The organism is Diaphorobacter sp. HDW4A, assembly GCF_011305995.1.
In the GTDB taxonomy this organism is placed as follows: Bacteria; Pseudomonadota; Gammaproteobacteria; order Burkholderiales; family Burkholderiaceae_C; genus Diaphorobacter_A.
In genome coordinates, this window is sequence record NZ_CP049910.1 from 6,299,787 (window position 1) to 6,321,882 (window position 22,096).

General features: G+C 62.2%; 23 protein-coding genes. 18 read left to right on the forward strand and 5 right to left on the reverse strand.

Annotated elements, in window-relative coordinates; genetic code table 11:
- Positions 1 to 8 precede the first annotated feature (8 nt).
- On the reverse strand, positions 9 to 788 hold the full coding sequence (locus G7047_RS28595) for an IclR family transcriptional regulator C-terminal domain-containing protein (RefSeq protein ID WP_166311667.1): 780 nt from the start codon (positions 786 to 788) through the stop codon (positions 9 to 11).
- Between the two features lie 213 nt (positions 789 to 1,001).
- Between G7047_RS28595 and G7047_RS28600 the strand changes: the two genes are divergently transcribed.
- The 10 genes from G7047_RS28600 (at position 1,002) to G7047_RS28645 (ending at position 9,800) form a co-directional block, all read left to right on the forward strand.
- Positions 1,002 to 1,697, forward strand: a complete 696-nt coding sequence (locus tag G7047_RS28600; RefSeq protein ID WP_166311668.1) for a 3-oxoacid CoA-transferase subunit A — start codon at positions 1,002 to 1,004, stop codon at positions 1,695 to 1,697.
- 10 nt (positions 1,698 to 1,707) lie between these two features.
- On the forward strand, positions 1,708 to 2,355 hold the full coding sequence (locus G7047_RS28605) for a 3-oxoacid CoA-transferase subunit B (RefSeq protein WP_166311669.1): 648 nt from the start codon (positions 1,708 to 1,710) through the stop codon (positions 2,353 to 2,355).
- 52 nt (positions 2,356 to 2,407) lie between these two features.
- Positions 2,408 to 3,613 carry a 3-oxoadipyl-CoA thiolase gene (pcaF, locus tag G7047_RS28610; protein WP_166311670.1) on the forward strand — a complete coding sequence of 402 codons (1,206 nt, stop codon included), beginning with the start codon at positions 2,408 to 2,410 and terminating at the stop codon, positions 3,611 to 3,613.
- Positions 3,614 to 3,703: 90 nt separating this feature from the next.
- Positions 3,704 to 4,504 carry a 3-oxoadipate enol-lactonase gene (gene pcaD, locus G7047_RS28615; protein ID WP_166312310.1) on the forward strand — a complete coding sequence of 267 codons (801 nt, stop codon included), beginning with the start codon at positions 3,704 to 3,706 and terminating at the stop codon, positions 4,502 to 4,504.
- A 25-nt stretch (positions 4,505 to 4,529) separates the two neighbouring features.
- Entirely contained in the window at positions 4,530 to 5,603 is a 1,074-nt protein-coding gene (locus G7047_RS28620; RefSeq protein ID WP_166312311.1) for a cyclase family protein, read from the forward strand.
- A gap of 90 nt (positions 5,604 to 5,693) precedes the next feature.
- A complete protein-coding gene (locus G7047_RS28625; protein ID WP_166312312.1) occupies positions 5,694 to 5,990 on the forward strand; it encodes a YciI family protein in 297 nt (98 codons plus the stop codon).
- Between the two features lie 54 nt (positions 5,991 to 6,044).
- Positions 6,045 to 6,770 carry an SDR family oxidoreductase gene (locus tag G7047_RS28630; protein ID WP_166311671.1) on the forward strand — a complete coding sequence of 242 codons (726 nt, stop codon included), beginning with the start codon at positions 6,045 to 6,047 and terminating at the stop codon, positions 6,768 to 6,770.
- Positions 6,771 to 6,984: 214 nt separating this feature from the next.
- On the forward strand, positions 6,985 to 8,322 hold the full coding sequence (locus tag G7047_RS28635; protein ID WP_166311672.1) for a short-chain fatty acid transporter: 1,338 nt from the start codon (positions 6,985 to 6,987) through the stop codon (positions 8,320 to 8,322).
- A 70-nt stretch (positions 8,323 to 8,392) separates the two neighbouring features.
- Complete coding sequence (gene catC / locus G7047_RS28640) at positions 8,393 to 8,677, forward strand: muconolactone Delta-isomerase (RefSeq protein ID WP_166311673.1); 285 nt, start codon at positions 8,393 to 8,395, stop codon at positions 8,675 to 8,677.
- A 118-nt stretch (positions 8,678 to 8,795) separates the two neighbouring features.
- Positions 8,796 to 9,800 (forward strand): tripartite tricarboxylate transporter substrate binding protein, encoded by a 1,005-nt coding sequence (locus G7047_RS28645; protein ID WP_166311674.1) that lies wholly within the window; start codon positions 8,796 to 8,798, stop codon positions 9,798 to 9,800.
- A 212-nt stretch (positions 9,801 to 10,012) separates the two neighbouring features.
- Here the strand turns inward: G7047_RS28645 and kefC are convergent, their stop codons facing one another.
- On the reverse strand, positions 10,013 to 11,923 hold the full coding sequence (kefC, locus tag G7047_RS28650) for a glutathione-regulated potassium-efflux system protein KefC (RefSeq protein ID WP_166311675.1): 1,911 nt from the start codon (positions 11,921 to 11,923) through the stop codon (positions 10,013 to 10,015).
- Between the two features lie 283 nt (positions 11,924 to 12,206).
- Here kefC and G7047_RS28655 point away from each other — a divergent pair, with 283 nt between their 5' ends.
- Both G7047_RS28655 and G7047_RS28660 read left to right on the forward strand, forming a co-directional pair.
- The gene (locus G7047_RS28655; protein WP_166311676.1) at positions 12,207 to 12,848 is read left to right on the forward strand and encodes a LysE family transporter; all 642 of its coding nucleotides are present in this window, start codon (positions 12,207 to 12,209) and stop codon (positions 12,846 to 12,848) included.
- Positions 12,849 to 12,954: 106 nt separating this feature from the next.
- Positions 12,955 to 13,572: a ParA family protein gene (locus tag G7047_RS28660; RefSeq protein ID WP_166311677.1), complete on the forward strand. Its 618-nt coding sequence runs from the start codon at positions 12,955 to 12,957 to the stop codon at positions 13,570 to 13,572.
- A gap of 305 nt (positions 13,573 to 13,877) precedes the next feature.
- Here the strand turns inward: G7047_RS28660 and G7047_RS28665 are convergent, their stop codons facing one another.
- Complete coding sequence (locus tag G7047_RS28665) at positions 13,878 to 14,201, reverse strand: DUF4148 domain-containing protein (protein ID WP_166311678.1); 324 nt, start codon at positions 14,199 to 14,201, stop codon at positions 13,878 to 13,880.
- 183 nt (positions 14,202 to 14,384) lie between these two features.
- Here G7047_RS28665 and G7047_RS28670 point away from each other — a divergent pair, with 183 nt between their 5' ends.
- Entirely contained in the window at positions 14,385 to 15,350 is a 966-nt protein-coding gene (locus G7047_RS28670) for a LysR family transcriptional regulator (protein ID WP_166311679.1), read from the forward strand.
- 5 nt (positions 15,351 to 15,355) lie between these two features.
- Here G7047_RS28670 and trmL read toward each other — a convergent pair whose 3' ends face one another.
- Positions 15,356 to 15,841: a tRNA (uridine(34)/cytosine(34)/5-carboxymethylaminomethyluridine(34)-2'-O)-methyltransferase TrmL gene (gene trmL / locus G7047_RS28675; RefSeq protein ID WP_166311680.1), complete on the reverse strand. Its 486-nt coding sequence runs from the start codon at positions 15,839 to 15,841 to the stop codon at positions 15,356 to 15,358.
- A 60-nt stretch (positions 15,842 to 15,901) separates the two neighbouring features.
- A complete protein-coding gene (locus G7047_RS28680; protein ID WP_166311681.1) occupies positions 15,902 to 16,642 on the reverse strand; it encodes a phosphoribosyltransferase family protein in 741 nt (246 codons plus the stop codon).
- Positions 16,643 to 16,668: 26 nt separating this feature from the next.
- Here G7047_RS28680 and G7047_RS28685 point away from each other — a divergent pair, with 26 nt between their 5' ends.
- The 5 genes from G7047_RS28685 to G7047_RS28700 all read left to right on the forward strand — a co-directional run bounded on the left by G7047_RS28685 (position 16,669) and on the right by G7047_RS28700 (position 22,085).
- Complete coding sequence (locus tag G7047_RS28685; RefSeq protein ID WP_166311682.1) at positions 16,669 to 17,571, forward strand: biotin synthase; 903 nt, start codon at positions 16,669 to 16,671, stop codon at positions 17,569 to 17,571.
- A gap of 480 nt (positions 17,572 to 18,051) precedes the next feature.
- Positions 18,052 to 19,632 carry a cytochrome c oxidase subunit II gene (gene coxB / locus G7047_RS28690; protein ID WP_166311683.1) on the forward strand — a complete coding sequence of 527 codons (1,581 nt, stop codon included), beginning with the start codon at positions 18,052 to 18,054 and terminating at the stop codon, positions 19,630 to 19,632.
- Between the two features lie 35 nt (positions 19,633 to 19,667).
- Positions 19,668 to 21,296 carry a cytochrome c oxidase subunit I gene (ctaD, locus tag G7047_RS28695; RefSeq protein WP_166311684.1) on the forward strand — a complete coding sequence of 543 codons (1,629 nt, stop codon included), beginning with the start codon at positions 19,668 to 19,670 and terminating at the stop codon, positions 21,294 to 21,296.
- A gap of 51 nt (positions 21,297 to 21,347) precedes the next feature.
- Positions 21,348 to 21,458, forward strand: coding sequence for a cytochrome oxidase small assembly protein (locus G7047_RS31225; protein ID WP_228529531.1), 111 nt, complete (start codon positions 21,348 to 21,350; stop codon positions 21,456 to 21,458).
- Between the two features lie 9 nt (positions 21,459 to 21,467).
- Positions 21,468 to 22,085 (forward strand): cytochrome c oxidase assembly protein, encoded by a 618-nt coding sequence (locus G7047_RS28700; RefSeq protein WP_166311685.1) that lies wholly within the window; start codon positions 21,468 to 21,470, stop codon positions 22,083 to 22,085.
- Positions 22,086 to 22,096 lie beyond the last annotated feature (11 nt).

Genomic DNA, 22,096 nt, shown 5'->3' on the forward strand with positions numbered 1-22,096 from the left:
GAATCTCCTCACCTCCGCCGCGTCACCATCAATCGCGATATCGCCTGCGATGTCTGCAGCAGCTGCGGCAGCAGTTCGTTTTTCATCATCTCCACACTGGTCCGATTCGATTGCCCGCTGATGTTGAGCGCGGCGATGATGTTGCCTGCGCGGTCTTTGATGGGGGCGGCGATGGAGGTCAAGCCTTCTTCGAGCTCCTGGTTGAGCAGGCACCAGCCTTGTTCGCGGGCTTCGCGGATGCGGGTGAGGAGGGTGGCGTCGTCCATCGCGGTGTATTGCGTGTATTGCTTGCGTGGCAGGCGGGCGAGGCGGTCTTGCAGGTCGTCTTCGGGCAGTCCGGCGAGCAGCACGCGGCCGAGCGAGGTCCAGAACGCGGGCAGACGTGAGCCGACCGAGAGGTTGGTGCTCATGATCTTGTGGGTGTGCACGCGCAGCACGTAGACGATCTCCAGATCATCGAGCACGGCGGTGGAGCAGGACTCGTGCACCTTTTCCACGAGCTGGTCCATCAGCGGCTCGGCCAGGTCCCACATCGGCATGGAGGTGAGATAGGCGAAGCCGAGGTCGAGGATCTTGGGCGTGAGGCGGAAATGTCGCTCGTCGCTCGTCACATAGCCCAGCGTCTGCAGCGTGAGCAGGATGCGCCGCGCTCCGGCGCGGGTGAGGCCAGTCTGGGCGGCCACTTCACTCAGGGTCTGTTCGGGCGCGTTGGCGTTGAAGGAGCGGATCACTTCCAGCCCTCGGGCGAAGGACTGGACGTAGGTATCGCCGGGGGTGGGTGCTGTCATGGATGAATTTTCTCGTCATTTGCCTGTAGGACAAGCGGATTACAAGGGTTATCCCTAGGCGGTTGCCATTGTCGAGCAACAGCTTTGCGGCCTAGAATTCATTATACGAACATTTGTTCTTAATGCGAACAAAATTCGATAATGCAGAGATTCAGACTCCACGGTCGGGCGCTGGTCCGGCACTTTCTTCCACCTCTCCATCCCCTTCAAGACATGATCAACAAGATTGCGGACTCAGTGGCTCAGGCCCTGCAAGGCATCCAGGACGGTGCCACGGTATTGATCGGCGGGTTCGGCACGGCCGGCATCCCCGGTGAACTCATCGACGGTCTGATCGAGCAGGGCGCGCGCGATCTCACCGTGGTCAACAACAATGCGGGCAACGGCGATGCGGGCCTCGCCGCGCTGCTCAAGGCGGGCCGGGTGCGCAAGATTCTGTGCAGCTTTCCGCGCCAAGCCGACAGCTATGTGTTCGACGAGCTGTACCGCAGCGGCAAGCTGGAGCTGGAGCTGGTGGCCCAGGGCAATCTGGCCGAGCGCCTGCGTGCGGCCGGTGCAGGTGTGGGTGCGTTCTTCTGTCCCACGTCCTTCGGCACCGAGCTGGCCAAGGGCAAGGAAACCCGCGAGATCAACGGTCGCCAGTACGTGCTGGAGTACCCGATCCACGGCGATGTGGCGCTGATCAAGGCCGAGGCCGGTGACCGCTGGGGCAACCTCACTTACCGCAAGGCGGCGCGCAACTTCGGTCCCGTGATGGCGACTGCGGCCAAGCGCACGATCGCGTCGGTGCACGAGATCGTCGAGCTCGGTGCGCTCGATCCCGAAAACATCGTCACCCCGGGCATCTTCGTGAGCAAGATCGTGAAGATCGAGCGTGTGGCCACACAGGCTGGCGGCTTCAAGAAGTAAGGAAACCATCGTGAGCAACTACACAAAACGTTCCAAGGACGAACTGGCAGCCCGCGTGGCACGCGACATCCATGACGGTGCCTATGTGAATCTGGGCATCGGCCAGCCGACGCTGGTGGCCAACCACATTCCCGAAGGCCGCGAGGTTATTCTGCAGAGCGAGAACGGCATCCTCGGCATGGGTCCGGCACCCGCGGCGGGCGCGGAAGACTACGATTTGATCAATGCCGGAAAGCAGCCGGTGACGCTGCTCGCGGGCGGCGCTTTTTTCCACCATGCCGACAGCTTTTCGATGATGCGCGGCGGCCATCTCGACATCTGCGTGCTCGGCGCGTTCCAGGTGTCCGAGACCGGCGACCTTGCCAACTGGAGCACCGGCGAGCCCGGCGCGATTCCGGCCGTGGGCGGTGCGATGGATCTGGCCATCGGCGCCAAGCAGACCTGGGTGATGATGGACCTGCTCACCAAGAAAGGCGAGAGCAAGATCGTCAAGCAATGCAGCTATCCGCTGACCGGCATCGGCTGCGTCAAGCGCATCTACACCGACCTTGCTACGCTGGCGTGTACGGACGAGGGCCTCGTGCTGATCGACAAAGTCGACGGCCTGGAACTCGCCGAACTCGAGAAGCTGGTGGGCCTGCCGATCAAGGCAGCCTGAGCCGCACGTATTCGAACGTATTGCATCCATCATTCAACGGAGACACTGAACAATGACCACCCAAGCTTTCATCTGCGACGCCATCCGCACTCCCTTCGGCCGCTACGGCGGCGCGCTTGCGGGCGTGCGTACCGATGACCTCGGAGCGCTGCCGATCAAGGCGCTCATGGAGCGCAATCCCAACGTCGACTGGAAGGCCGTCACCGACGTGATCTACGGCTGCGCCAACCAGGCCGGTGAAGACAACCGCAACGTCGCCCACATGTCCTCGCTGCTCGCAGGTCTGCCGGTCGAGGTGCCGGGTTCGACCGTGAACCGCCTGTGCGGTTCGGGCCTTGACGCCGTAGGTACCGCCGCGCGCGCCATCAAGTCGGGCGAGGCGGGTCTGATGATCGCCGGTGGTGTGGAAAGCATGAGCCGTGCACCCTTCGTCATGCCCAAGGCCGAGTCCGCCTTCAGCCGCAACAACGCGGTGTACGACACGACCATCGGCTGGCGCTTCGTGAACAAGCTGATGAAGCAGCAGTACGGCGTGGACTCCATGCCGGAAACCGCAGAGAACGTGGCCGACGATTTCAAGATCGAGCGCGACGCGCAGGACCGCATGGCACTGGCCTCGCAGCAGAAGGCCGCTGCCGCCATCGCCGCAGGCTACCTCGCCAAGGAAATCGTGCCGGTGTCGCTCGCCCAGAAGAAGGGCGATCCGCTCATCGTGAGCCAGGACGAACACCCGCGCGCGACGACGCTCGAAGCGCTCGCCAAGTTGAAGGGCGTGGTGCGCCCCGATGGTTCGGTGACCGCAGGTAATGCCTCCGGCGTGAATGACGGTGCCTGCGCGCTGCTGCTCGCCAACGAAGAAGCGGCCAAGAAATACAGCCTCGTGCCCAAGGCCCGCGTGGTCGGCATGGCCACGGCTGGCGTGGCTCCGCGCATCATGGGCTTCGGCCCCGCGCCTGCCGTGCGCAAGGTGCTGGCGCTGACCGGCCTCACGCTCGACCAGATGGATGTGATCGAGCTGAACGAAGCCTTCGCCGCACAGGGCCTCGCCGTGCTGCGCGACCTCGGCATCGCCGACAACGACAAGCGCGTGAACCAGTGGGGCGGCGCCATCGCTCTGGGCCACCCGCTCGGCGCATCGGGCGCGCGTCTCGCGACGACGGCTGTGAACCAGCTGCACACGCTCGGCGGTCGCTACGCGCTGTGCACGATGTGCATCGGCGTGGGCCAGGGCATTGCGGTGATTCTGGAAAAAGTGTGATGGACATTTTTCCCTTGCCCGTCTGTGGCCGAGGGAGAAAAACGCAGAGCGTGTGCATGACTGCATGCGCGCTGCGATGGAAGGAATGAGATAGTGAGCAACGAACAATTCATCGCCACCCAAGGCGGCAATCTCCGCGTTCGCGTGGAGGGTCCGCAGGACGCTCCTGCGCTGGTGTTCTCCAACTCGCTGGGCACCACGCTCGAGATGTGGGACGCGCAAGCCGCGAAGTTCGCGAAGGACTTCCGCGTGGTGCGCTACGACACGCGCGGCCATGGCGGCAGTGTGGTGTCGCCCGGTGCCTACAGCTTTGATCTGCTGGGCGCGGACGTGATCGCGATTCTCGATGCGCTCAAGATCGAACGCGCGCATTTCTGCGGCATCTCGATGGGTGGCTTCACCGGCTTGTGGCTGGGTGTGAACGCCGCATCCCGCATGCGCAGCATCGCCGTGTGCAACAGCGCCGCCAAGATCGGCACACCAGATGGCTGGAACACCCGCTCCGCCATGGTGCGCGAAAAGGGCAAGGCCGCGATGCGCGAGCTTGCGGATTCGTCGCCCTCGCGCTGGTTCACCGAGGCCTTCATTGCCGCGCAGCCTGCCGTGGTGCAGCGCTCGCAGTCGTGGATCGCCGCCGTCGATCCGCAGGGCTACGCCGGTTGCTGCGATGCGCTCGCAGGTGCCGATCTGCGTGACCGCATCGGCAGCATTTCCGTGCCCACGCTGATCGTCGCGGGCAGCGCCGATCCGGTCACCACTGTGGCCGATGGTCAGTTCATGCAGCAGCATATTCCCGGCGCGAAGCTCGCCGAGGTGCCCGCCTCCCACCTCTCCAATCTCGAAGCGCCGCAGGCGTTCGACGACGCGCTTTCGCAGTTCCTGCGTGCGTGAAGTGGCTGGGAAGGCGGTGGACGTGATGGGTGAAAAGACAGTCGACAACAACCCGCGCTGGAAGCAGCGCCCCGAGGGTTCGACCTGGGGCGACTTCGGCGCGGACGACCAGCTTGGTCGCCTGAATCTGCTCACGCCCGAGAAAGTGCGCCAGGGCGCGGCGGAGGTGCAGGAAGGTCTGCGCTTTTCGCTAAGCCTGCCGCTCGACTATCCCGGCGGCAATGCGCTCAATCCGAATCGCAATCCACCCGTGCTGCGGCCCCTGCTGCGCAAGGGGCTGGTCAACTTCAACTGCCTGCTGGGCGAACTCGAACCGGGCCGCACCGATGTGCTGTCCGACGATCTGGCGATCCTGCATCTGCAGTACTCCACGCAGTGGGACGGCCTCGCGCACGCGGGCGGCATGTTCGACGCGAATGGCGATGGGCTGCCCGAAGCCGTCTACTACAACGGCTTTCGCGCGGGGCGCGACGTGGTGGGGCCGAGCGATGTGAGCGACTGCGGCGTGCCCGCAGCGCCTGGCGCGGCGAAAAGCACATCGTCCGCAGGCCCGCTGGGCATCGAAGCCATGGCTGCAAATGGCGTACAGGGGCGAGGCGTGATGATCGATCTGCGCGCGCACCTCGGTGACGAGCGCACGGTGGTTGGCTACGACACGCTGATGCGCGTGATGGACGCGGACCGCGTCGTGGTGCAGCCGGGGGACATCGTCTGCCTGCACACCGGCTTTGCACAGCGCGTGCTGGACATGAAGAAGCAACCCGACCCCGCCGTGCTCGGCGCCGCCTGTGCGGTGCTCGATGGCCGCGACGAGAAGCTGCTGAACTGGATTACCGACAGTCAGCTCGCCGCCATCGCGGCAGACAACTACGCCGTCGAGGCCTTCCCCGCAAAGCAAGGCGCTGCTTGTTGTGCGGCACTGCCTTTGCATGAGCATTGCCTGTTCAAACTCGGCGTGCATCTGGGTGAGCTCTGGCATCTCACGCCGCTGGCCCAATGGCTGCGCGCGCGTGGACGCAATCGTTTTCTGCTGACCGCTCCGCCGCTGAATTTGCCCGGAGCGATCGCCTCACCCGTCACCCCTGTGGCGACGGTGTGAACTGACATTTGTTCGACACGAGCCGCCGGACGCTCCATGGATCCGGCAACGACGCATGTCCCCAGCGGACATGCCACAGGAGACAAAGCTGTGCCCTACATCATCGAGACCTTCGACAAACCGGATCACCAGGAAGTGCGCCGTGCAGCGCGCGCCGCGCACCTGGAATATCTGGAGCGCAACAAGCACCTGCTGCATGCATGCGGCGCCAAGCTGGCCGACGACGGCACGGACCTTGGGGGCGGCCTGTATGTGGTGGCGCTGGACACGCGCGAGGAAGCCCAGCGCTTCATTGAAGCGGATCCGTTTTATGCGGTGGGCCTGTTCGAGCGCGTGACGCTCACGCGTTGGCGCAAGGCGTATGTGGAGGGTCGCAGCTATCTGTGACGAGCGCGGCTGCCTTCGGGTGGCCTGCGATATTCCCCTTGGAGACTTTTTTTCATGACAACCCAAGACAAGCGCGAACGCGTTCTCATCACCGGTGGAGGTGCCGGCATCGGTGCCGCCACGGCCGAGCGCTGCCGTGCCGACGGCTACGAGCCCATCGTGATCGACCGCGTGGTCGAGCATGTGCCGGGCGGAATCCAGGCCGATCTGTCGAACCCTGCCGAAACCGCGCGCGCTCTTGAGCAGGCGCTGGCCGGTGGCCCCATCACCCGATTGGTGAACAATGTGGGCGTGGTCGTTCCGGCCGAGGCCGAAGCGCAGACGCTCGAGCAGTTCGATCTGGCCTATGCGCTCAATCTGCGCTGCTCGCTGCAATGCATGCAGGCGCTGTTGCCGGGCATGAAGGCAGCGGGCTTTGGCCGCATCGTCAACATGTCCTCGCGCGCCGCGCTGGGCAAGGATCTGCGTACCGCGTATTCCGCGACCAAGGCAGGCCTCATCGGCATGACGCGCGTGTGGGCGTTGGAGCTCGGCAAGTTCGGCATCACCGCCAACGCCATTGGCCCCGGACCGATCCGCACCGACCTGTTCGACAAGGCCAACCCGCCCGATGCGCCGCGCACGCAGGCCATCATCAACGCGGTGCCGGTCAAGCGCGTGGGTACGCCCGATGACGTGGCGCACGCGACTGCTTATTTGCTTGATGCGCGCAGCGGCTTCGTGACGGGTCAGGTTCTGTATGTCTGCGGCGGCATGACAGTCGGCGTGGCCGGCGTCTGATCTGCAAATTCGGTCAGTCTTTCTGGGGACCCTCTGCACAAATCGATCGACAAGCATGCGTCGATCTGATTTGTGCAGAAGGCCCCTAAGCAACTCAAAACAAAACAACGGGGACGGGGCGGCGGCCTTCACGTGGTGCGCCGGACAGGGTCCGGCTGCATTGCGCGGGAAGGCGTGGCGCAACCTTGCTCCTCACAAATGACAAGCGTTCTACATGTCCAAGATCACTGCATTCTTCACCGAGCTGATGCGGCGCTACCTGCCCGATCCGTTCGTCTTCGCGATTCTGCTCACGCTGCTCACTATGGTGCTGGCCGTCGTGGTGGAGGGTCGTCTGCCGACGGCCACCACCATGGACTGGGGCAAGGGCTTCTGGAGCCTGCTGGCCTTCACCACCCAGATGGCGGTGATTCTGGCGATGGGCTATGTGCTCGCCTCCGCGCCGCTGGTTGACCGCCTGCTCAACAGCGTGGTTGACCGCGTGCACAGCCCGCGCAAGGCCATCATCGTGGCCACGCTCGTGGGCTGCATCGGCAGCTATCTGAACTGGGGCTTCGGCCTGATGATCGGCGGCATCGTCGCCAAGAAGCTCGCGCGCCGCGTCAAGGGCGTGCACTATCCGCTCATCATCGCGTCGGCGTACAGCGGCTTCACGATGTACGGCCTCGGCTTCTCGGCCACGATTCCCGTGCTGATCTCCACCAAGGGCCACGCCTTCGAGTCGAAGATGGGCCTGATCCCGCTGACCGAAACCATCTTCTCGGCGCCCATCCTGCTCACCTCGCTGGCCGTGCTGATCGTGCTGCCGCTGCTCAACGCCGCCATGCATCCCAAGGCGGGCGAGACAGTGACCGAGATCGATCCCTCACTCGACAACGATGCGCCTAAGAAAACCATCGGCGAGAGTCTGCTCGGCGACGAGAACACCATTGCGCACAAGCTCAATCACAGCCGCATCCTGAGCCTGCTGATCGGTCTTGTCGGCATGGCCTACGTGGTCATGCACTTCATGAACAATGGCACGATGGATCTGAATCTGATCAACTTCTTCATTCTGTTTCTCGGCGTGCTGCTGCTCGGCACTCCGTTGAACTATGTCGAGAAGCTCAACGAAGGTGTGAAGACTATTGGCGGCATCATCCTGCAGTTCCCGTTCTACGCGGGCATCATGGCGATCATGGCGGGCTCGGGCCTGGTCGAGAGCATCGCGCATGTGTTCGTGAACATCTCCACGCCCAACACACTGCCGTTCTGGGGGCTGATCAGCTCGTTCCTGATCAACTTCTTCGCCCCCTCGGGTGGCGGTCACTGGGTGGTGCAGGGCCCGTTCATGATCGATGCGGCCAACGCGATGAACGCATCGCTCGCGCAGACCGCGATGTCGGTCATGCTGGGCAATGCCTGGAATGACCTGGTGCAACCGTTCTGGATTCTGCCTGCGCTCGCATTGTCACGCCTGAAGCTCAAGGACATCATGGGCTACACCGTGGTGTCGATGTTCGTCATCGGCGCGATCTACATTGCGGTCATCCTCATTTGGCCGCATCTCTGATTTTTCGATTTTTGTTTTCGCATTCCCCGCAAGTCATCAACCATCAACCGTTTTTCCAAGGAGCAATCTCATGCTGTACATGGTCGAAATGATCGTCAAGATCCCTCATTCGATGGACCCGCAAGTGGTCAATGAAATCAAGGCCAAGGAAAAGGCCTACTCGCAGCAACTGCAGCGCGATGGCAAGTGGCGTCATCTGTGGCGTGTGGTGGGCGAGTACTCCAACGTCAGCATCTTTGACGTGGCCAGCAACGACGAGCTGCACACGCTGCTGAACAACTTGCCGCTGTTCCCGTTCATGGAAATCAAGGTGAAGCCGCTGGCCAACCACCCGTCGTCCATTGTGCAGGAATGATGTCAATCTCGAACTGAGATCCCCATCGCAGGGTCACATAACAAACAAGGCCCGCATCCACAAGGTGCGGGCTGTGCATTGCACATCCGTCTTTTCAAGCATTGAGGAAACAAACCACATGGCACTTCGCAACACCCCGCGTCGCACCGCTCTGACCACCATGGCAACCCTGGCCGTGGCATCCTGCGCGCTGGCCCTGCCGTTTGCCGCAACGGCCAACGACAATTTTCCGAACAAACCGATCACCATCGTCGTACCGTTTTCGGCCGGTGGCACCACCGACATCCTGGCGCGCGTGATCGCGCAGGATCTGGGCAAGCAGCTCGGTCAGACCGTAGTGGTGGACAACCGCGCAGGCGCGGGCGGCAACATCGGCGGCGCACTGGCCGCACGCGCGCCAGCCGACGGCTACACGCTCTTTATGGGAACCGTGGGAACCCATGCGATCAACGAGGCGCTCTACAAGAAGATGCCCTTCAATCCGGGCAAGGATTTCCAGCCGCTGTCGCGCGTGGCGAATGTGCCCAATCTGCTGGTCGCCAATCCGAACCAACCGTTTCGCACCGTGCCCGAGCTGATCGCGTATGCCAAGGCGCATCCGGGTCAGGTCAACTTTGGCTCTTCGGGCAGTGGCAGCTCGATCCATCTGTCGGGCGAGCTGTTCAAGATGATGGCCAAGGTCGACATGGTGCACGTGCCCTACAAGGGCAGCGCGCCGGCAGTGACCGACCTGCTCGGCAACCAGATCGCGATCATGTTCGACAATATGCCGTCCGCCATTTCGCATGTGCGTGCGGGCAAGCTGCGCCCCATCGCGGTGACCACGGCCAAGCGTTCGCCAGAGTTGCCGGACGTTCCAACGATTGCCGAAGCCGGTGTGCCGGGGTATGAGGCGACTTCGTGGTTTGGTCTGTTCACTACGGCGGGTACGCCCAAGCCTGTGGTGGACAAGCTGAGCGCGGCGCTTGCGAAGTCGTTGGCTGCGCCTGCGGTGCGCAACAAGATCAAGGAGCAGGGGGGCGAAGTGGTCAGCGAGACGCCCGAGCAATTCGCCGCCTTCATCAAGACCGAAGCCGACAAGTGGGCCAAGGTAGTCAAGGCCTCCGGCGCTACTGCCGATTGATTCTTCTGTTTGGTTTCCACGAAGCCTCTTCGGCTTCGATGGCGCTCATTTTTGAGGCGCCAATACAGCCCCTGGTGCGTTGTTGCGAAGCCTTGCCGTAGTCACACTACTGTCTGCGGCTTCGGCGCCTGGCCTGAGGGGCTGTTTTGTTGTTGTAGTTGTGATTCCGAGGGCGGTTGGCTTTGGGTTTCGCCGTCGTTCTCGATGTTGACTCAGTCGTTGTGGGCCGGCGCTTTTTCTGGGTGCTGGTTTTTTCCGTAGACCGCCATTGATTCCTGTTCGGCTGTCGGACGATCTTTGGGGGGCTCGTGTTCCTGTCGCTCCTTGGCCATCTGTTCGACGAGCTGTGCGCGGCCTTGTTTGGCGACGGCGATCATGGCAGCGTTGTCGTTGTGGTGCTGGTACATGAGGTTGGCCAGCTCGATGTTGTGTTTGCGAAAGCGCTCAGTCACGTAGGCGGCTTCTTCGGGGGCGAGGCCTACGAGTTCGAGTACGGTGCGGCCGGTGACTAGGCTGGATTCGAAGAGTTCGCGTTCCACGCATGTGACGCCGAGGTCGCGCAACTGGTTCCAGTGCGTCACGTCGCGGGCACGGGCGACGATCTTGAGGTGTGGAAAGTGCTTTTTCACGTTCTGCACGATCTTGAGGGATTGCTCGGGCGTGTCCACCGCGACGACGATCACCTTGGCGTGCTCGGCGCCCGCGATGCGCAGCAGGTTCACGCGGGTGGCATCGCCGTAGAACACGCGGTAGCCGAAGGTGTGGGCGACTTCGAGCATTTCCACGCTGTGGTCGAGCACGGTGGCGGGCGTGCCCTGGGCGAGCAGCATGCGTGCGACGATCTGGCCGTAGCGGCCGAAGCCCGTGATGATGACCGGCGCGGATTGCGGCTCGGAGATTTCCTTCACGGTGTCGGGCATGTTCTTGAGTGTGGCGAAGCGCTTGAGCAACACGCGGTCCATCACCACCAGCAGCAGCGGCGTGAGCAGCATGGACAGCGCCACCGCTCCGATCAAGAGCGATGCGGTCTCGGCGGGAATCGCGCGGAAGGTGGCGCCGGTCTGGAACACGACGAAGGCGAATTCACCGCCCTGCGCGAGCAGCAGCGTGAACACCGGGCGCTCCTGATACGGCATCTTGGTGATGGTGGCGAGCGCGTAGATGACGATGGCTTTCAGCACCAGAAACCCGGCGAGCAGCGCGAGCATGGCCCATGGCGAGGCGAGGATCACGCCGAAGTCGATGCTCATGCCGACCGCGATGAAGAACAGGCCGAGCAGCAGACCCTTGAAGGGTTCGATGTCGGTTTCCAGCTCGCGGCGGAATTCGCTGTCGGCCAGCAACACGCCAGCCAGAAAGGCACCGAGCGCCATCGACAAGCCAACGGTCAGCATCAGCATGGCGATGCTGACCACGAGGAACAGCGCGGTGGCGGTGAAGATTTCGGGCGTCTTGCTCTTGGCGATCCAGCGCAGCAGCGGGCGCAGCAGCAGTCGGCCGCCGATGATGATGGCGCCGACGACGCCGATGATCTTGGCAGCCTCCCACATCATTTGCGTCGGGTCGTGGTGCGGGGCGGTGTGGCCCTGCGTCACCTCGGCGCCCACGCCGAGCAGCGGCAGTAGCGCGAGGATCGGGATCGCGGCGACGTCCTGGAACAGCAGGATCGAGAACGCCTTCTGGCCGCTGTCAGTGCGCATGAGGTTGCGCTCTTCGATGGACTGCAGCGCAATCGCGGTGGACGACAGCGCAAGGCCAAGCGCTCCCACGAGTGCCACGCGCCACGGCATGCCGAGCGCCCAGGCCACGCCCCAGATCAATACCGCACATCCGGCCATCTGCGCGGTGCCGAGGCCGAAGATCGGCCGCCTGAAGCTCCACAGGCGGCTTGGCTGCAGCTCGAGGCCGATGAGGAACAGCATCAGCACCACGCCGAATTCGGCAAAGTGAAGAATGTCCTGCACGTTGCTTACCAGCCCAAGCCCCCAGGGTCCGATGGCGATGCCTGCCGCAAGGTAGCCGATGATGGCGCCCAGCCCAAGAGCGCGGGCGATGGGAACGGCGATCACGGCCGCCGCCAGATAAGTGAAGCCGTAGGTGAGCCAGGTGGGCGCGTTGGACATGGGCCGTTGTTGTTGATGCTGTTGTTGTCGGAATGGTGCGTCGTGGACGAGGAGCAGGGCGTTCCGGCTCGCTGATCGGATTCTGATTCACCATAACCACCCCGTGCTCGCTCGGGACTTTTACCGCGCGCGGCATTTGTAAAAATTCGTTATTGTCATGATTGGTACTCTGATATGCATCGACACTCAGCGCGGACGCTTGCCGATGCATAGAATTTCAGTCCCCTGAATTGCCAGTCGGCAATTGGTATTTGGCTCGTGCTAACGAAAGTGGAGTGAAGCGATGGAATGGCATACGTGGGTGGCTTTTTTTGTGGCGTCCTGGTTGATCGCCATCTCGCCCGGATCCGGTGCCGTTCTGAGCATGAGCCACGGCCTGTCCTACGGCGTGCGCAAGACCGAGGGCACGATCATCGGACTGGAGATCGGTCTTTTGTTCATTCTGCTGGTCGCGGGAGCGGGCGTGGGTTCGCTGCTGGTGGCGTCGGAGGTGGCGTTCAACGTGGTCAAGGTGCTGGGCGCCTGCTACCTGATCTATCTGGGCTTCATGCAGTGGCGCTCGGGCGCGGGCAATCCCATAGAGGCTGGCGCTGAGGTGGCGCCCATGAGCCTGCGCCGCCGCATCCTCGCCGGCATGCTCACCAATGCCACCAATCCCAAGGGCATCGTCTTCATGGTCGCGGTGCTGCCGCAGTTCATGACGGACTCCAAGCCACTGTGGACGCAGTTGGCGGTCATGGCGGTCACGTTGATCGGTGTCGATATGATCGTGATGACGTGTTACGCCGCCAGTGCCAGCGCGCTGCGTCGCTGGATGCGTAGCGAGCGCGCCATGCGCAACCAGAACCGGGTGTTCGGCGGACTGCTGATGCTGGTCGGTTCGGGGCTGTTTTTCGTCAAGCGCGGCGGCCAGAGCGCGGCCTGATTCGCGCTTTCACCGGGCTCATCCCAACGCAGGTGAATACACGCAGCTTGGCGTGAAAAACACCAAGCGACTACCATTGCTACCAAATTCTGCAAAGGAGTCGGGCATGGCGGTGGTTGCAGTGACAAATCCCAAGGGCGGCGTTGGCAAGTCCACGCTGTCCACCAATATGGCGGGCTATTTCGCGCGTGAGGGCGGCTCGGTAGTGCTCGGAGACGTGGATCGCCAGCAGTCTTCGCGGCTGTGGCTCCAGCAGCGCCCAGAGGCGGCCCGGCCCATCGTCCGCTGGAACATCTCCGCAGACGACATGGAGCGCCCGCCCAGGGACGTGACCCATGCCGTGCTTGACACGCCTGCGGGCCTGCACGGGAAGTTGCTCAAGGAAGTCCTGAAGCTCGCAGACAAGATAGTCGTGCCGCTGCAGGCCAGCGTGTTCGACATCTTCGCCACGCAGGAATTTCTCAGCGAACTGGCCGAGCACCGCCATGCGCAGGGTGTGCAGGTGGGCATTGTCGGTATGCGTGTCGATGGCCGCACACTGGCATCCGAGCAGTTGCACCACTTCATTGAGGGGCTTGGCCTGCCGGTGCTCGGCTATCTGCGCGACACCCAGAACTATGTGCACCTCGCCGCGCATGGTCTCAGCGTGTTTGATGTAGCGCCCGGTCGGGTCGCTCGCGATCTGGAGCAGTGGCAGGGCATTTGCGACTGGCTGGACGCCTGATCGGAGAACGCAGAAGAAACACCCCCTGAGTCGCTTCGCGCCTTCCTCCGCTCTCGCATCGCTAGCGCAACGCGGGCAGGGGGATGCAGCGAGCGTGCGGGGCGTCCCTTGCGCGGCTGCCCTCGCCTGGATCGCGCCTGTTTCATACGTTGCGAGAGTCACATCGCGCCACGGGCAACGGCCACGGAAAGCATCAAGGCCGCCCGGATCGAAACCCGGGCGGCCTTGTGTTTTCTTGCTTGTGGAGTGCCTATGTCAGGCCCGCAGCGTTCGCGCCTTGACGCGTCACTGCGGTCAGTGGGCGATTACTGAACCGAGCCTTCGCCGCGCAGGGCATTGCCTGCTTGGGCCGCAGCACCAGCCTGACGCTGCACATCACCACGTGCCAGCGAAGAGCCGCGTGCATCCTTCACTGGATCGGCGTAGCTGTCGCCACCGGCCAGAGGCAGGCTACCGTCCTTGCGAGCAGCCAGGAAGGTATTGCTCACTTGTTGACGGGACAGGGTGCTCTGGGCGTTCACCACGTCGGTGGCGTAGCCGGCTTCGGCGCTTTGGACTTGGGCCTGTGCGCTCACGGCGCCCATGGCGATGACGGCAACAACTGCAGCGGTATTCAGAATGTTTTTCATGATTTTTTCCTTTCAACGACTCAACGGTTGGAATTTGTTCGGTTTTCGGTGGGCAATGACTTTTGCTCGTCGATGTTTGAACTGTATTCCTGTCATCGATTGGTAAAAACTACCTATTAAGCAATTCATTGTTTTGAAAACTGAAATAATAAAGACTGAACTTTTTGAAGAAGGGTCCTTCTGATGGACAAACTCCAAGCCATGCAGATCTTTCGTTCTGTGGTGGACGAGGGCGGTTTCGCCGCTGCAGCGCGGGCCCTGAACATGTCGCCTGCCGGGGTGACGCGCTACATGTCCGATCTGGAGAGCGATGTGGGTGCGCGACTGCTCCAGCGAACCACACGCAAGATGTCACTGACCGAGGCGGGCGAGGCCTATCTGGATCGCGTGCGCCACATCCTGGACGATGTGGAGGACGCGCGCGCCGTTGTGCAGGCCCATACGCAGGAGGTGGCGGGCGTGCTGCGCATCGTCACATCGCCGCTGCTGGCCACGCATTTGCTCGCGCCGGTCGTGGCGGGGTTCCGGCAGTTGCATCCGCGGGTGACATTCGATGTGTCGGTCGAGGTCATGGGGCCGCGCTCAACGGCGGTCAACGACTGTGACATCAAGCTGTTGACGGCGCCGACCGATTTCAACGCCAACCTGATCGCGCGGCCGATCATCACTACCGTGGGGGTGTTGTGCGCATCACCGCAGTATTTGCAGGATCGGCCGCCGCTGCTCAGGCCTGAGGACCTGAAGGCCCACGACTGCATGGCCTTCCGGCACCCGGAGCGCCGCGCGGGGAACATTCAACTGACCAATCCGGATCAGGACGGCGTGACGGTGGAGATCAACCTGCAGCCCTCGTTTCAGGTCAATCATCTGGACACGATATTGCGCGCCACACTGGACGGTGCGGGCATCTCGTCACAGCCGCTCAATCTGGTGGCGCAGTATCTGAATGATGGCCGACTGGTGCGCGTGCTCTCTCCCTGGTCGAGCGGGCAGCTCACGCTCTACGCGGCGCTGCCCAGCCGCAAATTTCTGCCCACGCGCACCCAAGCCTTTGTTGAATACCTCACCGAGCGCACGCGCAATTCGGTGCACTCCGCGTTGGCACGTGCGGCGGAGCAGCGCGAGGCTGCCGAGCGTAAGGGCCGCTGAGTGCGTCAGGCCGCCTTGCCGCCAGCGGCCTGAAGAAAACCGATCTGACGCCAGGCTTCGAATACGGTCACCGCCACGGCGTTGGAGAGGTTGAGACTGCGTTGGTCCGGCAGCATCGGCAGGCGCAGGCGCTGCTCGAGTGGGAACGTATCGCGCAGCTCGGGCGCGAGGCCCTTGGATTCTGAGCCGAACACGAACCAGTCGCCGGCGCGGAAAGCCGTATCGAAGACAGGTTGGCTGCCGCGCGTGGTCATCGCGAACATGCGGGCGGGATCGGGCTTTTCGTCCTGCATCAGAGCGGACCAGCTCGCGTGCTTTCGCACGTCGGCGTATTCGTGATAGTCCAGCCCGGCGCGACGCATGTAGCGGTCTTCCATGGAAAAGCCCAGCGGCTCGACCAGATGCAGCATGCACCCGGTGTTGGCGGCCAGCCGGATCACGTTACCGGTGTTGGGCGGGATTTCGGGTTCGACGAGAACAATGTGAAACATGGTGGGCGTATTGTCGTTGCCCTCGAATGGCACAGCGCGGCCAGGCGCTATGTCGATGCCCTATGCGGTTCGCGCAAGCACAAGCGCTCGCACCTCCGCCGCTCCAGCGCGTCTGAGTGCCAGCGCTGCGGTGTGCAGCGTTGCGCCGGTGGTCATCACGTCGTCAACGAGCAGCACGCGGCGGCCTCGCAGCTGGTGCGCACGCAGCGGATCGACCGCGAACGAGGCGCGCAGATTGCGCAGGCGCTGGGCGCGAGAGAGCTGGCTCTGGGCCGGGCTGTGGATGACGCGCAGCAGCAGGTCGCTGCGGATCTTGTCTCTGGTGTTGAGCTGGCGGGCCAGCAGCAGCGACTGGTTGAAGCCGCGTTCCGTCAGCCGTTCGAGGGATAGCGGCACCGGAATCACCAGTTCGGCCTCGTGAACGAACGGGGCAGCTTGTGCGGCACACGTCAGCAGACGCCCCAGATCAGCAGCCCAGCCGGGATCGCAGGGGGGAAACTTGAATTGCGCGATCAGATCGGCCCATGGGTAGGCGTAGTCCAGCGCGGCGCAGCAGGCGTCGAGGGCCGGAGGGTGCAGCAGGCATTCGCCGCATTGGGAGACGCCCGCAGCCACCGGCAGCGCGCAGGTGCGGCAGCGATGACGCAGTGGGACAAATCGTCCCACGCAGGCCATGCAGATGCGTGCCGCGGGCCACCCGTGGCAGACCGCGCACTGGCTTGGCAGCAGGCTAAATATGTGCCGCAGGTGGCGCCGCAGACGCTGCAGGGCGGAATTCCCATTCTCACTCGTGATGTGCATGATCTCCCTACAATCCGGCCTTCCCGATGTCTGAACAACAACTCCCCCCCACCATTGACCCGGCCGCCGCGCAGCGCTGGCACGCGCGTGCCGTGGATGCTTCGCCCTGGCTGCACGAGGAAATCGCGCGCCGCATGCAGGATCGCCTGCAGTGGATGGCGGCCAAGCCCGCGAACTGGTGCGACTGGGATCCGCTCAATGGCGGCATCGAAGGACATGCGCTCGTGCAGCAGCAGTTCGCCGAGGCGGCCAGCCGCATTCATGAGACTTCGTCGACTGCGGGTCAGCAGCGCGCTCAAGAGCTGTTCGGCAAGCCTTGGTGGAGTCTCGGGCGCTGGTCGGGGCCTTCGCAGCAGTTCGGCAAGCCCGAGGATGCCAGTGTGCAGATGCTCTGGGCCAACATGGCCTTGCATGCGGCTGCGAATCCTCAAGCCTTGATCGGGCAGTGGCACAAAGCGCTCGCGGTGGGCGGCTATGTGATGTTTTCCTGCCTCGGCCCGGATACGGTGCGCGAAATCCACAGGCTCTATGCCGACATGGGCTGGCCGGTGCCCGGCCACTCGATGACTGACATGCACGACTGGGGCGACATGCTAGTGCACGCCGGTTTTGCCGAGCCGGTGATGGACATGGAGCGGATCACGCTGACGTTTGCGACTCCCGAGCGATTGCTGCAGGAGCTGCGTGGATTGGGGCGCAATCTGCACCCACAGCGTTTCGGTGCATTGCGTGGACGCGGATTCAAACAGAAGCTGGAGCTCGCGTTGACAGAACGCTTAACGGATTCTGCACAGGGAGGTCAATTGGCAATTACCTTCGAGATTATTTACGGTCACGCCTTCAAACCCGAACCCCGAGTGCCCGTCGAGGCCAATAGCGCAGTGTCTCTTCAGGATATGCGTGCGATGTTGCGTAAAGGTCGCCAATAGAGACGCAATCCCGAGGGCGGGACTGGCAGTGTCAATGATTTTCATCAAGGCGCGCTACAATTCTTGTTGATTGCGGATTCGGAACTTTTTGCCGGTGAGTCGTTCATCGACGGCCTGCCGTGTATATCTTGATTACGGTCAAGATGTGAATTGCCATATGTCAGCTCGTCTCAGGACTAACGCGGATTGCAGGAGTTTTGAGCGCTAGGCATGCTGTTGATATTCGAAAAGTTTCAACGGGGTTAATTCGATTAATCTCAAGATGGATTGCGGAGACAACAGGCTGACGGATAACAGTCTGGATTTGATGGAAACCGGGTTCATGTGGACTCCGGATTGTTGGGTTGGCTTTGAACCGTTGAAGGGGAGGCTTGCCGGATGGTCTGGTCAGTGGAATTCGCATGGCTTTGCTTAGGTGTCTCACCCACGAGGACGCGGCAAGGGATTGGTCAAATTAAGGCTTAGAAGTAAGTGAGAACTATGAAGAGCATTTCCAATAAGCTGGCTTCTATGTTGCTGGTGGCCGGGGCGACGTTGGGCACAGCAGCCCACGCGGTTCAGGATCTTCCCGGTGGACCGGCAGTCAAACAGCTCAATCTTGCGCCACCTGTCACGCGCATCGCTGAGGAGCAGCATTTCCTGCATTGGATGATGTTGATCATCTGCACGGTGATCTTCATTGCCGTGTTCGCCGTGATGTTCTATTCCATCTGGAAGCATCGCAAGTCCAAGGGCGCCAAGGCCGCGAATTTTCATGAGTCCGTCACCGTCGAAGTGATCTGGACCATTGTTCCCTTCATCATCGTGATCCTGATGGCACTGCCAGCTACCAAGGTACTGGTCGCGCAGAAGGACACCACCAACGCCGACCTCACGGTCAAAGCCACGGGCTATCAGTGGAAGTGGGGCTACGATTACCTCTCCGGCGAGGGTGAGGGGCTGTCGTTCATCTCTACGCTGGATGTGGCGCAGCGCCAGATGTCCAACAGCGGCGATGTGAGCCAGGCGCCGAACGACTACCTGTTCAAGGTGGACAACCCGCTGGTGGTTCCGGTCAACAAGAAGGTGCGCGTGATCACCACGGCCAATGACGTGATCCACTCGTTCATGGTGCCATCGTTCGGCATCAAGCAGGATGCGATCCCCGGCTTTGTGCGCGACACGTGGTTTCGCGCCGAAAAGATCGGCGACTACTACGGTCAGTGCGCCGAGCTGTGTGGCAAGGAACACGCCTACATGCCGATCCATGTGAAGGTACTCTCTGCAGAGGACTACTCCAAGTGGGTCGAGGGCGAGAAGAAGAAGGCCGACGCCAAGAAGGATGATCCAAGCAAGGTCTGGACGCTGACCGATCTGGTCGCTCGCGGTGAGAAGGTCTACGGCGCCAACTGCGCGGCCTGCCACCAGGCCAACGGCAAGGGCGCTGGCCCTATCAAAGCACTGGATGGCAGCCCCGTGGTGCTCGGCCCCACCGCCGACATGATGCACGCCGTGCTTGAAGGCCGTGCCAATGGCGCAATGCCTTCCTGGAAGCAGTTGAGCGACACTGATTTGGCGGCTGTGGTGACCTTTGCCAAGAACCACTGGAGCAACAAGACTGGCACGATGGTGCAGCCGGCGGAATTCGTGGCAGCGCGCGGCGGCAAGTTCCCGGAGGGCGGCGGTGCAGCGGCTCCGGCGGCGGCAACGCCTGCTCCGGCAGCGGCTCCAGCCAGCGCCGGGGCAACCGCAGCAGCATCCGCGAACGGCCCGTTCCAGATCTTCTTCGAGACTGGCAAGAGCGACCTCGGCCCCGAGGCGCAGGCCGAAGCCAAGCGCGCAGCTGACTACTGGAATGCACACAAGGACGGCAAGATCGCCCTGTCCGGGTTTGTCGATTCGACCGGCAGTGCCGACGTGAATGCCGAGCTCGCCAAGAAGCGCGCGCAGGCCGTTGCCAAGGTACTGACCGACAATGGTGTGGCAGCCGACCGCATCGAACTGCGCAAGCCCGAGACGGTGACCGCAGGGGCAGGTGATGATCGTCAGGCGCGCCGCGTCGATGTCGTCGCAGCGCAGTGAAGAGTCCAGCACAGAAGATCGATTGGAGATAACAAATGAGCGCAGTACTGGACAACCACGGTCACGCACACGATCACGGCCATGACGACCACCATGGCGCACCGCACGGGTGGCGTCGCTGGGTGTTTGCCACCAATCACAAGGACATCGGTACGCTGTACCTGCTGTTCTCGTTCACCATGCTCATGGTGGGCGGTATTTTGGCGCTCTTGATTCGCGCCGAACTGTTCAAGCCAGGCCTGCAATTGGTGAACCCTGAGCTGTTCAATCAGCTCACCACCATGCACGGCCTGATCATGGTGTTCGGCGCGATCATGCCGGCCTTCGTTGGCTTTGCGAACTGGATGATTCCGCTGCAGATCGGCGCATCCGACATGGCCTTTGCCCGCATGAACAACTTCAGCTTCTGGCTGCTGATTCCTGCGGCTGCGATGCTGGTCGGTTCGTTCTTCATGCCCGGCGGTGCACCTGCTGCGGGCTGGACGCTGTACGCACCGCTCACGCTGCAGATGGGTCCTTCGATGGACGCCGGCATCTTCGCGATGCACATCATGGGTGCATCGTCCATCATGGGCGCGATCAACATCATCGTGACCATCCTGAACATGCGCGCTCCCGGCATGACGTTGATGAAGATGCCCATGTTCTGCTGGACCTGGCTGATCACCGCCTACCTGCTGATCGCCGTGATGCCTGTGCTGGCCGGCGCGATAACCATGACGCTGACGGACCGCCACTTCGGCACCAGCTTTTTCAACCCCGCCGGTGGCGGTGACCCGGTGATGTACCAGCACATCTTCTGGTTCTTCGGCCACCCCGAGGTGTACATCATGATCTTGCCGGCCTTCGGCATCGTCAGCCAGATCGTGCCTGCGTTCAGCCGCAAGAAGCTGTTCGGCTACGCATCGATGGTGTACGCAACCGCATCGATCGCGATCCTGTCCTTCATCGTTTGGGCTCATCACATGTTCACCACCGGCATGCCGGTGACTGGTCAGCTGTTCTTCATGTACGCAACCATGCTGATCTCCGTGCCCACGGCCGTGAAGATCTTCAACTGGGTGGCGACGATGTGGCGCGGCTCAATGACCTTCGAAACCCCCATGCTGTTCAGCGTGGGCTTCATCTTCGTGTTCACGATGGGTGGCTTCACCGGTCTGATCCTGTCGATGGCCCCCATCGACATCCAGCTGCAGGACACTTACTACGTGGTGGCCCACTTCCACTACGTGCTGGTGGCCGGTTCGCTGTTCTCCATGTTTGCCGGTTACTACTACTGGGCGCCCAAGTGGACCGGTGTGATGTATTCCGAAACGCGTGGCCGCATCCACTTCTGGGGCTCGTTGATCACATTCAACGTGACCTTCTTCCCGATGCACTTCCTGGGTCTGGCCGGCATGCCGCGTCGCTATGCCGACTATCCGATGCAGTTTGCTGACTTCAACATGCTGGCCTCGATTGGTGCCTTCGGCTTCGGTTTGATGCAGGTGTACTTCTTCTTGTTCGTGGTCGTGCCCGGCATGCGTCACAAGGGCGAGAAGGCACCCGCCAAGCCTTGGGAAGCAGCAGAAGGTCTGGAGTGGGAAGTTCCATCGCCCGCACCGTTCCACACCTTTGAGAACCCGCCCAAACTCGACGCCACCGCGACCCGCGTGATCGGCTGATCGCAGGCATCGACAAGCACAACAGAAGACAACACAGGAGACATCGACACCATGGCAACGCCGGAACAGAAGAAAGCAAACGCCCGACTTGGATGGATTCTGGTGTCGGTGGCCGTGGCGTTCTTCATCGGTTTCATGGTGAAGATGACCTGGCTGCACTGAGGTGACACGATGAGCATGCGACGCGAAAACCTCAAGATGGTCGGCAAGCTCGCCGTGATCACGGCGGGCATGTTCGCGTTCGGCTATGTGCTCATCCCCATTTACAAGCACATCTGTGAAGTCACCGGCATCAACATCCTCTCGCTGTCCGAGCGCCAGGTGCCCGGCAACGGCACGGCGGGCAAGGATGTGAAGGTGCCCAAGAACTCGCAGGTGGACTATAGCCGCACGATCACCGTGGAGTTCGACGCCAACGCGCGTGGTCCGTGGCAGTTCAAGCCCGCCAAGAGCTCGCTCAAGGTGCATCCCGGCGAACTCGCGACCGTGATGTACGAGTTCGAGAATGTGCAGGACCGCCGCATGGCCGCTCAGGCCATCCCGAGCTACGCACCGCGCCAGGCGACCGCGTTCTTCAACAAGCTTGAGTGCTTTTGCTTCAACCAGTACACGCTCGAGCCCGGTGAAAAGCGCGACTGGCCGGTCACCTTCGTGATCGACCCACGCCTGTCCAAGGATGTGACCACGATCACCTTGTCCTACACCTTCTTCGAAGTGGGTGGCAAGACACCTCCGGCACCCGAGTCGACCGCCGCCGTGGTGGCCCCGGCCACGGGAGGTCGCTCATGAGCGAAGGAATG

Coding starts and splice junctions, on each gene's coding strand:
- G7047_RS28595 (WP_166311667.1), bottom strand. CDS start 788: ATGACAGCACCCACCCCCGGCGATACCTACGTCCAGTCCTTCGCCCGA.
- G7047_RS28600 (WP_166311668.1), top strand. CDS start 1,002: ATGATCAACAAGATTGCGGACTCAGTGGCTCAGGCCCTGCAAGGCATC.
- pcaF (WP_166311670.1), top strand. CDS start 2,408: ATGACCACCCAAGCTTTCATCTGCGACGCCATCCGCACTCCCTTCGGC.
- G7047_RS28620 (WP_166312311.1), top strand. CDS start 4,530: ATGGGTGAAAAGACAGTCGACAACAACCCGCGCTGGAAGCAGCGCCCC.
- G7047_RS28630 (WP_166311671.1), top strand. CDS start 6,045: ATGACAACCCAAGACAAGCGCGAACGCGTTCTCATCACCGGTGGAGGT.
- G7047_RS28635 (WP_166311672.1), top strand. CDS start 6,985: ATGTCCAAGATCACTGCATTCTTCACCGAGCTGATGCGGCGCTACCTG.
- catC (WP_166311673.1), top strand. CDS start 8,393: ATGCTGTACATGGTCGAAATGATCGTCAAGATCCCTCATTCGATGGAC.
- G7047_RS28645 (WP_166311674.1), top strand. CDS start 8,796: ATGGCACTTCGCAACACCCCGCGTCGCACCGCTCTGACCACCATGGCA.
- kefC (WP_166311675.1), bottom strand. CDS start 11,923: ATGTCCAACGCGCCCACCTGGCTCACCTACGGCTTCACTTATCTGGCG.
- G7047_RS28655 (WP_166311676.1), top strand. CDS start 12,207: ATGGAATGGCATACGTGGGTGGCTTTTTTTGTGGCGTCCTGGTTGATC.
- G7047_RS28660 (WP_166311677.1), top strand. CDS start 12,955: ATGGCGGTGGTTGCAGTGACAAATCCCAAGGGCGGCGTTGGCAAGTCC.
- G7047_RS28665 (WP_166311678.1), bottom strand. CDS start 14,201: ATGAAAAACATTCTGAATACCGCTGCAGTTGTTGCCGTCATCGCCATG.
- G7047_RS28670 (WP_166311679.1), top strand. CDS start 14,385: ATGGACAAACTCCAAGCCATGCAGATCTTTCGTTCTGTGGTGGACGAG.
- trmL (WP_166311680.1), bottom strand. CDS start 15,841: ATGTTTCACATTGTTCTCGTCGAACCCGAAATCCCGCCCAACACCGGT.
- G7047_RS28680 (WP_166311681.1), bottom strand. CDS start 16,642: ATGCACATCACGAGTGAGAATGGGAATTCCGCCCTGCAGCGTCTGCGG.
- G7047_RS28685 (WP_166311682.1), top strand. CDS start 16,669: ATGTCTGAACAACAACTCCCCCCCACCATTGACCCGGCCGCCGCGCAG.
- coxB (WP_166311683.1), top strand. CDS start 18,052: ATGAAGAGCATTTCCAATAAGCTGGCTTCTATGTTGCTGGTGGCCGGG.
- ctaD (WP_166311684.1), top strand. CDS start 19,668: ATGAGCGCAGTACTGGACAACCACGGTCACGCACACGATCACGGCCAT.
- G7047_RS31225 (WP_228529531.1), top strand. CDS start 21,348: ATGGCAACGCCGGAACAGAAGAAAGCAAACGCCCGACTTGGATGGATT.
- G7047_RS28700 (WP_166311685.1), top strand. CDS start 21,468: ATGAGCATGCGACGCGAAAACCTCAAGATGGTCGGCAAGCTCGCCGTG.